At 42.0% G+C, this 15,623-nt stretch carries 9 protein-coding genes; all 9 read left to right on the top strand.

What is annotated here, in order from left to right; genetic code table 11:
- The first annotated feature begins 1 nt into the window (after window position 1).
- The 9 genes from MHH89_RS20170 to MHH89_RS20130 all read left to right on the top strand — a co-directional run bounded on the left by MHH89_RS20170 (window position 2) and on the right by MHH89_RS20130 (window position 15,521).
- Window positions 2-1,723 carry a phospho-sugar mutase gene (locus MHH89_RS20170; protein ID WP_076123920.1) on the top strand — a complete coding sequence of 574 codons (1,722 nt, stop codon included), beginning with the start codon at window positions 2-4 and terminating at the stop codon, window positions 1,721-1,723.
- A gap of 128 nt (window positions 1,724-1,851) precedes the next feature.
- The gene (locus tag MHH89_RS20165; protein WP_341087982.1) at window positions 1,852-3,888 is read left to right on the top strand and encodes a DUF5693 family protein; all 2,037 of its coding nucleotides are present in this window, start codon (window positions 1,852-1,854) and stop codon (window positions 3,886-3,888) included.
- Window positions 3,864-4,997 carry a polysaccharide pyruvyl transferase CsaB gene (gene csaB, locus MHH89_RS20160; protein ID WP_341087980.1) on the top strand — a complete coding sequence of 378 codons (1,134 nt, stop codon included), beginning with the start codon at window positions 3,864-3,866 and terminating at the stop codon, window positions 4,995-4,997. The genes MHH89_RS20165 and csaB overlap by 25 nt, the downstream gene beginning before the upstream one ends.
- Window positions 4,998-5,003: 6 nt before the next feature.
- Window positions 5,004-5,759, top strand: coding sequence for a WecB/TagA/CpsF family glycosyltransferase (locus tag MHH89_RS20155; protein WP_036681526.1), 756 nt, complete (start codon window positions 5,004-5,006; stop codon window positions 5,757-5,759).
- A 116-nt stretch (window positions 5,760-5,875) separates the two neighbouring features.
- Entirely contained in the window at window positions 5,876-7,003 is a 1,128-nt protein-coding gene (locus tag MHH89_RS20150) for a glycosyltransferase family 4 protein (RefSeq protein ID WP_036681523.1), read from the top strand.
- Window positions 7,004-7,163: 160 nt separating this feature from the next.
- Entirely contained in the window at window positions 7,164-11,090 is a 3,927-nt protein-coding gene (locus tag MHH89_RS20145; RefSeq protein WP_076279126.1) for an S-layer homology domain-containing protein, read from the top strand.
- A 156-nt stretch (window positions 11,091-11,246) separates the two neighbouring features.
- Window positions 11,247-11,588 carry a hypothetical protein gene (locus MHH89_RS20140; RefSeq protein ID WP_076201899.1) on the top strand — a complete coding sequence of 114 codons (342 nt, stop codon included), beginning with the start codon at window positions 11,247-11,249 and terminating at the stop codon, window positions 11,586-11,588.
- Window positions 11,589-12,088: 500 nt separating this feature from the next.
- Window positions 12,089-14,887 (top strand): Ig-like domain-containing protein, encoded by a 2,799-nt coding sequence (locus MHH89_RS20135; RefSeq protein ID WP_076201897.1) that lies wholly within the window; start codon window positions 12,089-12,091, stop codon window positions 14,885-14,887.
- 94 nt (window positions 14,888-14,981) lie between these two features.
- Entirely contained in the window at window positions 14,982-15,521 is a 540-nt protein-coding gene (locus MHH89_RS20130) for a hypothetical protein (RefSeq protein WP_076123912.1), read from the top strand.
- Window positions 15,522-15,623: the final 102 nt, after the last annotated feature.

The following is a 15,623-nucleotide window of genomic DNA, read 5'->3' as shown; positions in this document are numbered from 1 at the left end:
TATGACTCAATTAAGTGCGAAAGCGGCAGACACATTATCCCGCTGGTTGCAGGACCCTTCTGTTGACGAGGCTACAAAGGCAGAGCTTCGCGCTCTGGAGAATGAGCCACAGGAGCTTGAAGAGCGTTTTTACAGAGACTTAGAGTTTGGTACAGGCGGCTTGCGTGGGGTTATTGGTGCGGGCAGCAATCGTATCAATCGTTATACTGTTGGCAGAGCTACACAAGGCTTCGCTAATTATATTCTAGAAAAGCATACTGGAGAAGGCAGACCTTCGGTTGTTATCGCGCATGACTCTCGTCGCTTCTCGCCTGAATTCACACTTGAGGCTGCTCTTGTACTGGCTGCTAATGGCATCGAGGCGCATTTGTTTACCTCCCTTCGATCAACACCACAGCTATCATTCAGCGTGCGTTATTTGAAAGCAACGGGTGGTATTGTAATCACCGCGAGCCATAACCCTCCTGAATACAATGGTTATAAGGTCTATAATTCGGAAGGCGGACAGCTTGTACCACACGAAGCCGAAAAGGTCATTTCTTACATACTAGAGGTTGACACTTTTGATGGTGTAAAGCGGATTTCGCAAGAAGAAGCTGAAGCTCAAGGGCTGTTGCACTGGCTAGGAGAGAAGGATGACGAAGCGTTTACCGATACTGTTGCTGCAGTCAGTCTTGCAAGTGAAGAGATTGCCTCTACGCTTGGGAAAGATTTTAAAATCGTATACACTCCGCTGCATGGTACAGGTAATTTGCCAGTCCGCCGTGTACTTGAGAAAATCGGCTTCACCCAGGTGCATGTTGTACCTGAGCAAGAGCAGCCGGATTCTGAATTCTCTACAGTGAAATCTCCGAACCCGGAGGAACGTGAAGCTTTTACGCTAGCTATGAAGCTGGGCGAAGAGTTGAATGCTGACCTTTTGATTGGTACAGATCCTGATGCAGACCGTATGGGTGCGGTAGTTCGCGACAATGAAGGTAAATTTGTTGTTCTGTCCGGCAATCAATCCGGAGCACTGATGATTCATTACTATTTGAGTCGTTTGCAGGAACAAGGAAAGCTGCCTAGCAATGGTGCGGTTGTAAAGACTATCGTTACTAGCGAAATGGGGGCTGCTGTAGCTTCTCATTATGGTGCAACTGTATTTAATACGCTGACTGGCTTCAAATATATTGGAGAAAAGATGACCCAGTTCGAACAATCCGGAGAATACACTTATCTTTTCGGATATGAAGAAAGCTATGGTTATCTTGCAGGCAATTATGCTCGCGATAAGGATGCTGTTCTTGCTGCTATGCTTATCGCTGAAGCAGGTGCTTATTATAAAGCTCAAGGCAAAACATTATATGATGTTCTTCAGGAATTGTACGAGCAGTTCGGATACTTCTTGGAAAGCTTGGAGTCCCGTACGCTGAAAGGCAAAGATGGCGTTGCGCAAATTCAAGGAATCATGAATGATTGGCGTTCTAATGCACCACAAGAAATTGCTGGATCTGCCGTAACAGAAATTCAGGATTATTCCCTGGGCTTAAATGGACTGCCGAAGGAAAATGTACTGAAGTATTTGCTGGCTGACGGATCTTGGTTCTGCCTGCGCCCTTCCGGCACAGAGCCTAAGATTAAAGTTTATTTTGCAGTAGTGGGTGACTCCCTGCAGAATGCTAAGGATAAGGTTGCTGCACTGTCGAAACAGGTTATGGCTCGCGTTGACGGGGGACAATAATAAATATAGAGTGCTTTCTATATTGTGAATTATATTTTACGTAGAAACGGGTACCGTCTCTAAAAGGATGACGATCCGTTTCTACTTTTGTTAAAAGAGTTTTTAAAGCGAAAGAGGAGGTACTTTTGGTGCGGCAAAAATGGCAACGTTGGAATATTACTTCCCGAAAGTGGCTGTGGATCATAGTTGTGGTTGGCGTTATAGCAGCCTTGCCTGTGGTCTATGATCGACTGCAGACGGAGAAGTCTTCCAAGACAGTAGAATTTGTATTTGATTATCGTGATCTGGTTGATGTAGCCAGCTATCGTGCAAATCCACAAGATTATATTTCCGAACAGTTAGATCGCCTTAAAGACGCTGGTGTACAGAGCATGGCGATTTACGAAAGCACATTGGAAGATTACCGTAAGGCGCGTCGTCTAATGATATGGGGTGCGGCTGATATAGCTAATCTTACGGACACGATCATTCCTGAAAATGAAAACTATACCTATATTCTTTTTACCAGTGCTGATTACAGCGATACTTTAGCGCCTGTAATTAAAGAAGCATTTAGTAATCTTGGGATTAATTCAAGAGACTGGAGTTTCCGCGGACAGCAGGGTCTTATCATCGAGACCCCGCTAGAAGACGCTACATTGAAGCCGCTGCAGCCCGATCCATTTACACTGGACATGCTGCATAACAAGGGATTCAGTATTGTACCTCGTCTTGTGGATTCTCTGACTTATAATGAAGCCACGGTAAAGAAGCTGTTGGATCGTTATGAGGAATTGGGTGTTAAACGGATTCTATTTGAAGGTGAGTCTGTTAAAGGGTTTAATGATGATGCCGATACTGGGAGTATCACTGACTTTGCTAATCTCCTTAAGGAACGTGGAATGGGGATTGCAGCAATTGAGAATATTAAAAAACAGCAAAAGGGCTTTAACAGGCTCGCTTATTTGCTGGATTATAATGTGACACGTTTATATTCCCTTAGTGAGGGAGATTCTGCCTTAGATCCAAAAGTAATTTCGGACCGTTTCGCTCTGGCAACAAAGGATCGGAATATCCGCATGATCTACTTAAACACGATTCCTGCAAGAAATACTGCTAAGGCACAGGTTACAGATACATTAGATAACCTTATTACCAGCCTAAGCGAACCAGGCGGAGCAGTTGAGCAGATTAAAGACAATGGATTTAAACTGGGACAAGCTACGGCATTTGAGGTTGTAGATTCCTCTTATCAACGTTACTTTAAGCTAGTTGCGGTGGTTGGAGCAGTGTCTTTAGTGGCTCTGCTGGTCTCTTACTTCATTCCACAGCTCACGCTTGCTGCCTGGGTGTTAGGTCTGATTGGAAGTGCAGGCATGATGCTAGTGAAGCCTGAAATGTTTGAACAAGCGCTCGCGCTTGCCGCTGCGATAAGTGCACCAACGCTTGCCGTTGTGCTTGCCATTCGTAAGGTTAATGAAATGGGACCACCTCTACGGAGCAATCCCCTTACCTATAAGGCTATGAGCCCGCAACGCCGGTTTACACATAGCTTAGTGCTTTATTTTAAGACTTCACTGATCTCTTTGAGCGCTGTGCCGTTTATGATAGCACTGCTTAATAATGTTACTTATAGCCTGGTTCTCAACCAGTTCCGTGGTGTCAGTCTGCTTCATATGGCGCCTATCGGTCTTGTGGCACTTTACGTGCTTTTGTATCGTGGGGATTTTGTCTTTAACAAGACAGGTAAGCTGCTGCGGACACCAATCACATTTGCGATGATTATCATTGCCTTTGTTTTGGCGGTTGTTGGCTATTATTACATGACCCGTACAGGTAACGGTGGCAGTGTGAGTCCGCTGGAAATGGTTTTACGTACATTCTTGGAAAATACGGTTGGTGTTCGACCGCGTAATAAAGAGTTCTTGCTAGCGCATCCGTTATTAATTCTTGGCGCATTCTTGGCCTTTAGATATCGGAATGCAGCGTTTATCATGATTATTGCTGTAATCGGTCAGCTCTCGATGGTAGATACCTTTGCTCATATTCACTCGCCAGTTCTGATCTCGCTCATTCGTGGCTTGCTCGGTCTTGGATTAGGACTGATCATTGGTGTGATTGCCGTAATCGTATGGCAAATTGCAGAAGGGTGTTGGAAACGATGGTCGCCACTCCTAAAAAGATAGTTATTTCCGGTTATTACGGTTTCCATAACAGCGGGGATGAGGCGGTACTGCAATCTATATTGATTGCACTGCAACAACATTCTCAAGCTGCAGGAATAGAGATAGAACCCATTGTCTTGTCCATCGATCCTGAGTGGACTAGCGCCACATATGGAGTGAAATCTGTGCACCGGATGAAGCTGGTTGAAGTCCGTCAAGCTATTTATGAGAGTTCTGGTCTGATTAGCGGTGGAGGCAGCTTGCTGCAAGATGTAACAGGAAGCAAGAGTATTCCTTACTATTTAGGTATTATTAAGCTTGCGCAGTGGATGGGTAAACCGACCTTTATTTATGCTCAAGGTATCGGACCTGTGCATCGTAAGCTTTTCCACCCATTAATCAAATCAGTGTTTCGCAAATGTACTTATATCTCTGTGCGGGATGAACAATCCCGCGAGCTTTTACTTTCTATGGGATTAGAACAGAAGAACATAGAGGTTGTTCCTGACCCGGTGATGGGCTTATCTTTACCTGAAGAGACTGATGCTGCTGAATTACCAGAGTCTTCAGATTCACTTCCGGTAGTAGGTATTTCGGTACGTTATTGGGAACAAGATCGCAAGGAGCTGGACGCTCTTGCTCAAGGCTTGATTAAGGCGAATCTTGAAAAACCATTGCATTTAAGATTCCTTCCGTTTCATCTTCCATCTGATATTGAAGCCTCACGTTATGTGATGGAGAAGCTGGAAGAAAATATAAGCCAGCATGGGGGGCAGGTCAGTATTTGTGAAGATGCCAGTCATCCGCAACACATGCTGCGGGAAGTAGGACAATGTGAAGTGCTGATCGGAATGCGTCTTCATAGCCTGATTTATGCCGCAGGGCGGCGAGTTCCGCTGATTGGTATCTCTTATGATCCGAAAATTGATCATTTTCTAGACAGAGTTCGGTGTCAGCCTGTGGGCACGACCCAATCATTAGATGCTGGACAAGTTGCTGCTGAGATAGGCCATCTTTTGGAAACAGCAGAGGGATGGAGAAATGAGAGGGAGACGATCCTCTCCTCGTTGATTCAAGAAGCAGGGGCTCCAGCACGGCAAATCGTAGAATATTTCCACCATAAAGGATGATCTAAAGTGAAAGCAGAAAGCGCGGTACCTACAGTTCCTATTTTTGGGATTAGAGTCTCCAAGGTTGATATGGCAGCAACTGTTGCATATTTGACAGAGGCGGTTCATACCCGTATCCCGCATCAAGTGATTACAGCTAATCCGATTATGGTTATGGCTGCTTTGGAAGATCCAGCTTATATGGAGATAATGAAGTCAGCTGAATTAGTTGTCCCAGATGGAACCGGTGTGGTATGGGCTGCTAATTATTGTAAGGAGCCTGTAACCGAACGGGTAGCTGGTTTTGACCTGTTACATGAATTGATGCAACAGGGTGAAAGATATGGATGGAAGGTATATCTCCTTGGTTCTACACCTGAGGTGATTCAGGAAACCGCTGAAAGGTTACAATTGCAATATCCGCGTGTTATTATTGCAGGATATCATGACGGTTATTTTGGTCCGGAATCGGATGATGAGATTATTGCTGGAATTGTTAAAACCAATCCTGACTTATTATTTGTGGCCAGAGGCGCGGATAGTCAGGAACCATGGATTGCAAAACACAAATCCAAGTTAGGTGTTCCGATCATGATGGGGGTCGGCGGCAGCTTTGATGTAATTTCTGGCAAGAGCAAGAGAGCACCAAAAGTTTTCCAAAAAATGAGAATTGAATGGTTGTACCGTTTATTAAAAGAGCCTACGCGGTACAAAAGAATGCTTGCGTTGCCGAAATTCGCATTAAAAGTGGTGCGTGAGAAAGATAAAGTAACAAAAGTCTAGTCAAATGCCGATATTCACCTAGAAAATCAGATGAATAGCCTAAAAAAGGGATTGGAATTTGTTTTTGTAACAGCGTATAATTCAATGCGGTAGAGAAATGGGGGTCGACTGATCAAATGTTAATCATATACATCGCTGGATTTATCGTATGCATGGGACTCGCACTTGGCCTCACACCTTTGGTGAAGAAATTCGCCATTAAGATTGGTGCGACAGATGTGCCGAATGCTCGTAAAGTGCACACGAAAATTATGCCCCGCCTTGGCGGATTAGCTATTTTTCTGGCGTTTGTGTTAGGCCTGCTTGCCGTATTGCCGATTATTCCATATGAGTTCACTCCGCGGGAGGCCAACTTCATCAAAGCGCTGCTGTGTGGCGGCGGACTGATTGTACTTATCGGAGGTTTGGATGACCGATTTGAATTATCAGCAAAGTTGAAGCTGCTGGGCCAAATTGTTGCAGCATGTATTGTAGTTTTCGGTTTTGGTATTACTGTAGATTTTGTGAATATTCCATTTAACAATACGTATTCTTCATTGGAAAGCTGGATTGCTATCCCGCTTACGATTTTCTGGATTGTTGGTGTCACCAATGCTGTTAACCTGATTGACGGGTTGGACGGGCTTGCTGCTGGGGTATCAGGGATTGCGATTGCTACGATTGCGGTAATGGCTTTCTTGATGGGTAACACGATGGTTGCCATGTTATGCCTGTTGCTTCTGGGTAGCATAATCGGATTCTTGTTCTTTAACTTCCATCCCGCCAAGATTTTTATGGGGGATACGGGATCGCTGTTCTTAGGCTTCTGCTTAGCTTTACTTGCTTTGCTAGGGTTTAAACAGATTGCCGTGGTTTCGTTTATTACACCTTTGCTTATTATTGGTGTACCGTTGTCGGACACGTTCTTTGCGATCGTGCGCCGTAAGCTGCAGAAAAAACCAATCTTTGCACCAGATAAAGGTCACTTGCATCATTGCCTTCGCGAGCTAGGCTTTAGTCATCGTCAGACTGTGCTCATTATTTATGGTATTGCTGCATTTTTCGGAGTTTTAGCTGTTATTCAATCCTCTGCCGCTCTTTACGAGGCGAACTGGGTTACCTTTGTAGTCATCTGCATCATGCTCTTCTTCTTGCAGATCGGTGCGGAAGTTACAGGTTTGATCGGTAAGACTAAACGTCCGCTGATTGATTTCTTTTTAAGAATTCGTATGAAGGCTAATCCGGAAAGAGGTTCCAAATCTTAATTTATTAATGGTATTATTCTAATATTTTCTATAACTAACAAAACTCATCCCTTTTCGGATGAGTTTTTTGTTGTTTTCCCTAAAAATATCGCTTCCTATGACCGATAAAGAACAAAGTGAAGGTTTACGAGAATTTATACTCAAAGGAGAGATATAACACATGCAACGCTTTAAGAGACCGTTCGTTTGGCTGATGCTGGCGGCTTTGATCGTTTCTATGTTCCCAGGTAAATACACGCCCATAGCGGCAGCGGCTACCACGAGCTCCACGACTTTCTTCAGTCCGGATGATCTCACATTACGTAATACTGTTCTGTTGAAACAGGATGTTGTAGCAACAACAGCTAATCCTAATCCTGAGGGACTTATTGACCGTTCTAGTGTTTACAAAGTAAGTAGCCCTACCTTTTCAATTACAGGAACCTACTCTCAGGTAACATCTTCCACGATGAAGGTTACTGTAGAGCAGCTTACAAAAGATAGTCAATCTAATAAATGGGTAACAGATGCTACTCACCTGACTACGGGAGCGGTAACAACAGATACCAATAGCCCGGATAACCGTTTTGTAGCATCTGGTCTTGTTTTGTATACAGGGTTTAATAAGGTGACCTTTTCTGGTATGCAAGGGAATCTCCAACGTTCAGAATCATTTTATGTTCTTTATGATAAAGTTCCCTATGTAACAGAATTAAAAGTTTTGGGTGGTCCTTCTGCGCTTAATTTAAATGAAGGAACACAAGTTGTCGTACCAGTATCTACAGTTACTCTTCAAGGTAAAGTAACGAATGCCACTAAAGTCAGTGTCTCCGTGAATGGAGGAACTGCATTACAAACTTCCCTATTGGAAGACGGAACATTTTTCACCCCCGCGCTGAACTTGAGTCCGGGATTAAGTACGCTTAAGATTGTTATTCAAAATGCTTCGGATTCAATAACAATAGACAGATCCGTATATTTCTTTGATAAGGATCAACCGTACGCTTCTTTGAACATCAACCACGACAATGCGGACTATAATATCTTAAATGATAATGTGCCTACGTTGACTGCTGATTTGACTCCAAGTGTTGCAGGTTTTACTGGACAGATCTTAGTTCCATATAACGTGGCTCCGTTTGCAACAAATGCTGTGCTAACTCTTAATAAAGGTAATAGTTCCGAAAAAGTTGTAACGATTAGTGCTGTGACAGAAGAATTAACAATTCCTGGTCCTGATGGCGTTACGCCAACGTATAAATTGGTTAAATTTAAGACTGCAGCTGATTTAGAAATCTTGGCGGGTGTAAATGACTTTAAATTGTCTGTAGATTATGGCAGCCACAGCAGTTCTCATCTTTATTCATATAAATTTTTGAAAAATGAGACTGTTATAACAGAAATGTACTACCTTCCTGGATATACAGGCTCAGGTGATCTTACCAATATCTCTAAATTGCCTTTGAATGGCCAACAGTTAGAGACGGATAGTTTCTATATAATGGCGAAGACAAATAGATCAACAACCCCAGAAGATATAACTGCGAACTATTTGCCATTGAGTAATAAACCACTATCCATAGTTTATGTAACTGCAGGCACAGGAACAAATGAATATATTTATAAAATATCAGGGTTCTCTAATGGTCAACAAAAGGTACAATTCCGTTATAAAGGATCAGAATCCTTCTATAATGCTGATATTTCATATGTATCGAAAAACTATATATATGTAAGTAATCTGCAAGATGGTCAGACCTACGAATTCGATTCCAGTGTAGAAAGAAAACTTAATGTCGCTGGGGAATATATCGGGTTCGAAAATATAGAAAATGCACAAGTGCAAATTAACGGTACAGACAGTAACTCATTATCTAGCAATCCTTTTAAGCTTGAAGTAGAAAAAAACTCAACAGTAAATAAAACAACTTTTAATTTCACTGTGACAATCAGTCAGACGGGACCACTGGTATACGGTGAGAATAAAATCGTGTTTACTGGAGTCTCAAGAGATAATGCTGGTAACCAACGTATTATCAAAAAAGAACTTAAAATTTACATCATTGATACCAACATTTCTGGGGTAAAACAATTCCATCCTACTTTAGGGGATAATCGTTTACCTTTTACAACTACAACCCTTTCTAATGAAGTCGAGCGTAATGCCATGCTGGCATTGCCGGCTGAGATTGTATATAAGGATGAAAAATATACAACAAACAAAGATAAATTCGACTTGGTACTACAAGGTAGTGGTGCTACAACGCTGAATCTTTATCAGGGCTCTACTCTGGTGTTTACTTCGACGGGGCAGGATAAGCTGCTAATTGACGGTACGGAATCCGATGGACCTATTGGTCCTAAACGTTATCCTGATGAAGTGGCTGCAAATGGTCTGTATTATGACTACATTGGCAGTGCTAAAAACTTTATTTTAAGATTACGTGACATTAAATTTGATGCCCCAGGAAGTCAAGTCTATACCCTAGAGCTTATTAACAAAACAGGGGCAAGAACTACACAACGTCTTGAAGTAGTGCGGGAAGTTGCTCCATATCGTCTTCTGTCACCTGTAGCGACGGTAGGTGAGCAAATTGTTGTTAACAAAAACTTTGTTCGTTTTGATATTGAGGCTGAAGGTGCCACTAAAGTAATAATTGGCAAAGAAGAAGCAATTAAACGTACGGATTTGCCAAATCAAGATCGCTTCACCTATGATTATGTGGGCTTAAAAGCAGACAAATCGAATCCCATTAAGATACAAGTGGTTCGTGCTAACTCCACAATAAGCGATACTATAAATGTGTATTATGCTAGTGCAGTGCAGATTGATACACAATATATGGCGGAGAAGGTAGCTACGAAGTATAGTGTCTTTAATAAAACCTTGGAATTGAACTTCCCTAAAGGTACGATTATGAAGGGATATACTAGCTCTGGTGCTGCAAAATATTATCCTAATACAAAACTGTTGTTTGGTATCGCGGATCCCGCTGATGGCGTTGTTGAACGTAAGAATGATTACGGGAACATTATCAACGTAACGGGTAGTGACGACAGAACCGAAGGCGGGGGCGGGCAGCTTGTGATTCCACAGGATCTTGCTCTACGCTTTACATCAACCGTTTCTACTAATAACTTTTCGAGAGTATCGGATATCTATTGGCTTAGTGGTGGTCTAGGAAATGATGGCGTTAATCTTGAGACCAACGGGGTTACCCCGCATTTCGTGGATGCCAGTGGAAAGACTGGATACTTTACGCAGTATAGTCAAACAAGAAAAATCGTACCTTCCCAACGTGGTGAATTGACGCTTACTTTCAACTCCAGCATTGTGGATGAAGTGGGATCGACTATTACAGTATTCCGATATACAGATTCAGGTAAGTGGGAGAACTTGGGCGGGGTCGTAGATACGAAAAAACATACCATCACCGTTCCATTCGATGAATTTGGTTATTACACTGTTATGAAGCTGCGCCGTGGTTTTGTTGATATTACGAATCATCCTTGGGGCAGAAATATAATGAATGGATTGTATTCCAAAGGATTTATGACTAATCTTCGAGCAGATGCATTCGGGGCGGATGATTTGACCACTCGTGGTGAATTTGCTACATTGTTGGTGAAATCATTAAGTATTCCTTTGAACTATGATGCTAATAAACAAACCTTCTTTGATATTGTGCCAGAAGCCGTCGCGGCCACATGGGATTTCAAACACATTGAGACAGCTGCTAGGGCAGGTATTGTTACAGGCCTCAGTGATGGCTTCTTTGGGCCTGATCAAGCCTTAACACGTGAACAAGCCGCAGTAATGATAGCTAGGGCGTTGAAACTCAAGATGTCGTTGAATGACAGTAAACTGTTGGCAAGCTTAAGCAAATCATTTGTTGATACAAGCAACATGGATTTCTACTCACGTCCTGCAATTGAAGCTATATCTAAAGCTAAGATTATGGAAGGAAGTGCTGTGACCGTTACAGGCCAAAAGAAGCCCGTCTATAACTTTAACCCGAAGGGTAAGTTGACTAGAGCAGAGGCCGGTAAGATTACTGTGGCACTCTTACAGAAGAGTACAAGCATCTTCCCTAAGAACTTTAACTAAAGAATAAAAAAAAGTGCTCCGGCCTGCGAAAAGTATTCGTAGGTCGGAGTTTTGATGTAAAGATAACAATTACCAGCGACATAAATTTTGTAATCTGCACCGATTTACGATACAATAATGTAGAAAATATTATTTTCTGAAAGGTGAAAGCCATCGATGAAACCGATTTTATCAAAAGCACAGCTGGATTACATGAAAGCCAAGAATATGTTTGAGAATAGAGCAAAAGTGTTGGAAAAGGAAATTGCAGCTAAACGCGCATTACAGGAGATTACTCAGGAGGTCATGGAAGAGCTTGTACAAGCAACGGGATTCCACGATTCATACAACGAGCTTGTTGTTGCTGAGAACGCTCTGATCGAATGGTCTCATACTACAATCAAGCATGAGAAGAGCTACCGCGAGAACCGCGCAGCTATTGATGCAATGTATGACAATGTGAACTCGAGTCCTGAGAAACGTCAGGAATTGATCCAATTATCTATGAAGATTCGTTAGAAACAATGTAATAGAAGCAAGCGTCGGCAACGGCGCTTTTTTTGTTTTTTGTAGGAATGTTTAAATTAATAGTACAAGTGTTAATGATTCTTAGTAAATATTGCATAATGACGTTTAGAAAGCGACTATGATATACTATTTTCCGTAGGCACCCATGATTAACAATAGTTAGTAGATCATACATATGTATCTTCTAATGGGATCACACCGGAAAATATAAAAAGAAGATTTTTTTTTGAGAAACCGCAACTTTTTCAAATCTTCTGCGTTTAAGGTGTAGAGTCATTTACACAGGGGCTGAAATTAACCGCTGGTAAAGCCAATTTCAACAAATGGAAAAATTAGCTTTACGTGACTTGAGGCACATTGTATAATACTTAGGTATAATTAGGAATCTAGTATTGTCATGTCCTAAAATCGTTTACCAGTTTCTGTGATACCCGTCACAGACATTATTTATACTTAATTTGCTCAACTCTGGAAAGGGGGTGCATCGGCTAATGAGTGATATGAGCTACTCAACTAAAGAAAAATCCCAGTTTATGAACGTCCAAGGAGGAGAAAAAAAGGTTATGAAGAAAATTTTATCCGTAGCATTATCTACAGCAATGGCATTCTCGATGTTTGCCTCTGTAGCGTTTGGTGACGCAGCAACAACTCCGCAACAAAAATTTGATGCTTTGGCAGCGAAAGGTATTCTCAATGGATACCCAGATGGTCAAGCTCACCTTGAAAAAGATCTTACTCGCGCTGAATTCGCGAAGATCGTTACTAAATTGTTTGATCTTTCAGAAGTGACTAACAAATTGTCTTACAAAGACAAAGGTTACAATGCTTCTAACTGGGCAGTTCCTTACATCGAAGCTGTTACTGCAGCTAACTTGATGCAAGGTAAAGATACTGTTAAAGGTATCTTTGACTACAACGGTAAAGTGACTGTTGAAGAAGTATCGGCTGTATTGTTCCGTGCTTTGAAACTGGAACAACCAACTACAACTGATAACTCTGCATCCGCATGGGCTAAAGGTTACGCTCAAGCAGTAATCGACGCAGGTTTGGTTGCTAAAGACACTAACTTCAAAGCTAACGCTAGCCGTTCTTTGGTAGTTGAAACAGCTTATGCTGTTGATCAAAAGCTTACAGTTCCACAATTGACTGTAGCTTCTGCTGAAGCAGTAAGCCCAACTAAAGTAGTTGTTACTTTCTCTGATAAAACTACTACAACTGTAGAATTGACTACTGCTCTTGTAGCAGGTGTTGAAACTACAATCAACTTTAAACACCAAGAAAAAGATTTCACTGCAAAAGTAACTTTACAAGCTCCTAAAGTTGTTTCTGTAACTGCTCCAAACTCTAAACAATTGGTTGTTAAATTCAACCGTGCTGTTGATGGAGATACAGTTGCTGAAGATGGAAAATTGATTAAAGATGTAGTTCAAGTAACTGCACTTAGTGGTGCTCCAGTTGTAACTGCAGCGGGCGCAGAAGTATCTTTCAGCACTGATAACACTGAAGCTACTATCACTTTCCCAGGACTTGAGTATTTGAAAGGTCAATACACTGTTGTTGTTAACGATAAAATCAAAACAACAAGTGGTGAAGTAGTTCCAGCTTTCACTAACATTGTACCTGTTGCTGATACTGTGGCTCCTACAGTAGCTACTGTAAATGCTGTTGCTAAAGCAACTACTAACAAAGTATATGTTAAATTTAGCGAACCAGTTAAACCAGCAGGTATTATCGCTTATGTTAACGGTGCAGCTGCAACTGTTCAAAGAGATACTTATGACACATTTGTTTTGACTACTGGAAACTTGAATAGCGGTACTACTTATGATGTATCTCTGACTAACGTTTCTGACTTCGCAGGTAATGTTGCGAACCCTAACCCAATCAAAACTAGTGTTACTGTAGTATCCGATGTAGCAGCTCCTGTAATTAAGAGCGTGACTCCAGTCGGCGATCGTTATGTTGAAGTTAAATTCGACAAAAAGGTAAACAGAGATTCCCTAGTAGGTAATGTTCGTTTACTTGATGCTAACGGAGAAAGCAAAGGTGTGTTCTATGTGAGCACTTCTTCCGATAGCGACACAATCAAATTGAGATCCCCATTGAGTGCATTGCCTACATCTGGCACATTCACAGGATCCATCGTATTTGGTCAATCCGTACGTGACACTCTTGGTAACACTTTGAGTGCAGCTGCGACTCAAGCAATTACATTCACTAAGGATACTAGTGCTCCTGGTGTAACTTCTGCAACTTATTCCAACAAAGGTTTGGTAATTAAGTTCAATGAAGAAGTAATTCTTGATACTGCTGGAACTAACAACAGACAAATTCTTGTTATCAACAACAAGACTGGTCAACAAGCTGCAACACTGAATGTTAGAGCTGGATCCTTGTCTGCTGATAAGAAAACATTGACTTACGCTGTTTCCTTGTCTGGTGCAGACTACACTGTACGCCTACCACAAGGTTTGGTTACAGATGATTCATTCTCAACTAATCCATTTGCATCAACAACAGTTGCTCTAGCTATTGAAGCTGCAAATACTAGTGATGTAACAAGACCAGAAGTAGTTAGCATTACTCCGCATGACAAAGATGCGGCTGGTACTGTAATTGCTGATGTATACTACGACGTAGTTGTTAAAGATTCTGGTTCCGATGCAAGTGGTTTGAATGTAGCTACTTTAACTGATGTTAACAGCTATACTTTGAACAGCAAAGCATTGCCACTTGGTGCTTACCCAGTAATCACTTCAATTGGTACAGGTGATGATGCAGCTGCTCCTAAAACAGCAACTGTAAGAGTCTACATCCCTGGTAACACAATCACCAAAACAGAAGACTATACATTCCAAGTCTTCGGTATCGCGGATAAAGCTGGAAACGGAATTATTGCTGTTGAGAAGAAATCCGAACTTACAGACCGCGTTAAACCTACATTGACAACTGCTGCTGTTTCTAGTGGTGACAACACTGTATTGGTTATCGGATTCAGCGAAGATGTTAAGGCTTCTACAGTTCAACTTGCTGATTTCGAATTCTCGATTAACGGTGTTAGCCAAAACGCAGACAAATCCAACGTTAAACCTGCTAGCATCGCTCCTGGTGCTGGATCTGACGCTGGCAAGTTCTATGTAACATTCGACAAATTGGATGGAACTACTGGTAAACAAAACCTCAACGCTAACGATGTTAACTCCATCGAAGTTAAGGTTAATGCTAGTGCGAACATCACTGATGATGCTGGTAACAAGATCACAACTGGTACTGTAGTTACTGGTAAATAATCATTGCTTTAGAATTACCGAAGCACAGAATAGCCTCTTCGGAGGCTATTCTTTTTTTATAGGTTTTTATCCCCAATAATGAGGAGGAACTTCTTTGAAATCGGTATGGAAAGTAACAACCACCGCTGTATTGCTGGCTGGTAGTGTATGGGCTGGATCTCTGCTAAATATTACTGCTGAAGGTGCAGGTGTTGGTTCTCAGCCTGGCACAACGGATGATCCTGTAGTTACGAAAAGCTACGTAGATCAGCAAATTCAGAAAGCACTTTCAGGTGGTACAGTGACGACTCCGGTAGCGACTGCTACACCTGCGCCTAGTGCAACCACAGCGCCAGTAGCTACACCTGGTCAAAATAGCAGTAATGAATCTGTGATTGTTGATGTGAAGCCTGGCCAAACTTTAATTGCTTCTGCAGGCGCTGAATTTATCGTTCGCGCGGGTAAAGCAGTAATCGTTTCACAAGATGCGAATGGTGTGGCAGATTTAACAGATGGTAAAGATCTAACAAATGGACTAGCTGCACCATCTAACCACTTATTGTCCTTCCCTCGTGATGGTCGTGGAATAACTGTTCAAGAGGGTCAAACACTTGGTCTTGTTGTGATGGTTCGTGGTGGATATACCTTGAAATAATGTGTAATGATATATATTCATAATGCCCGTAAACAGACGTAATCATACCTTCAAACTGTTTTCCAAAGTTACAAATCATTGGCGCGATTGAAGATTAAGTGA

This window comes from Paenibacillus sp. FSL H7-0323, from assembly GCF_038002725.1.
In the GTDB taxonomy this organism is placed as follows: domain Bacteria; phylum Bacillota; class Bacilli; order Paenibacillales; family Paenibacillaceae; genus Paenibacillus_AQ; species Paenibacillus_AQ odorifer.
Note: the sequence above shows the minus strand (reverse complement) of the source record. Positions and strands in the feature narration are given on the sequence as shown.

Coding starts and splice junctions, on each gene's coding strand:
- MHH89_RS20170 (WP_076123920.1), top strand. CDS start 2: ATGACTCAATTAAGTGCGAAAGCGGCAGACACATTATCCCGCTGGTTG.
- MHH89_RS20135 (WP_076201897.1), top strand. CDS start 12,089: ATGAGTGATATGAGCTACTCAACTAAAGAAAAATCCCAGTTTATGAAC.
- MHH89_RS20145 (WP_076279126.1), top strand. CDS start 7,164: ATGCAACGCTTTAAGAGACCGTTCGTTTGGCTGATGCTGGCGGCTTTG.
- MHH89_RS20150 (WP_036681523.1), top strand. CDS start 5,876: ATGTTAATCATATACATCGCTGGATTTATCGTATGCATGGGACTCGCA.
- MHH89_RS20140 (WP_076201899.1), top strand. CDS start 11,247: ATGAAACCGATTTTATCAAAAGCACAGCTGGATTACATGAAAGCCAAG.
- csaB (WP_341087980.1), top strand. CDS start 3,864: ATGGTCGCCACTCCTAAAAAGATAGTTATTTCCGGTTATTACGGTTTC.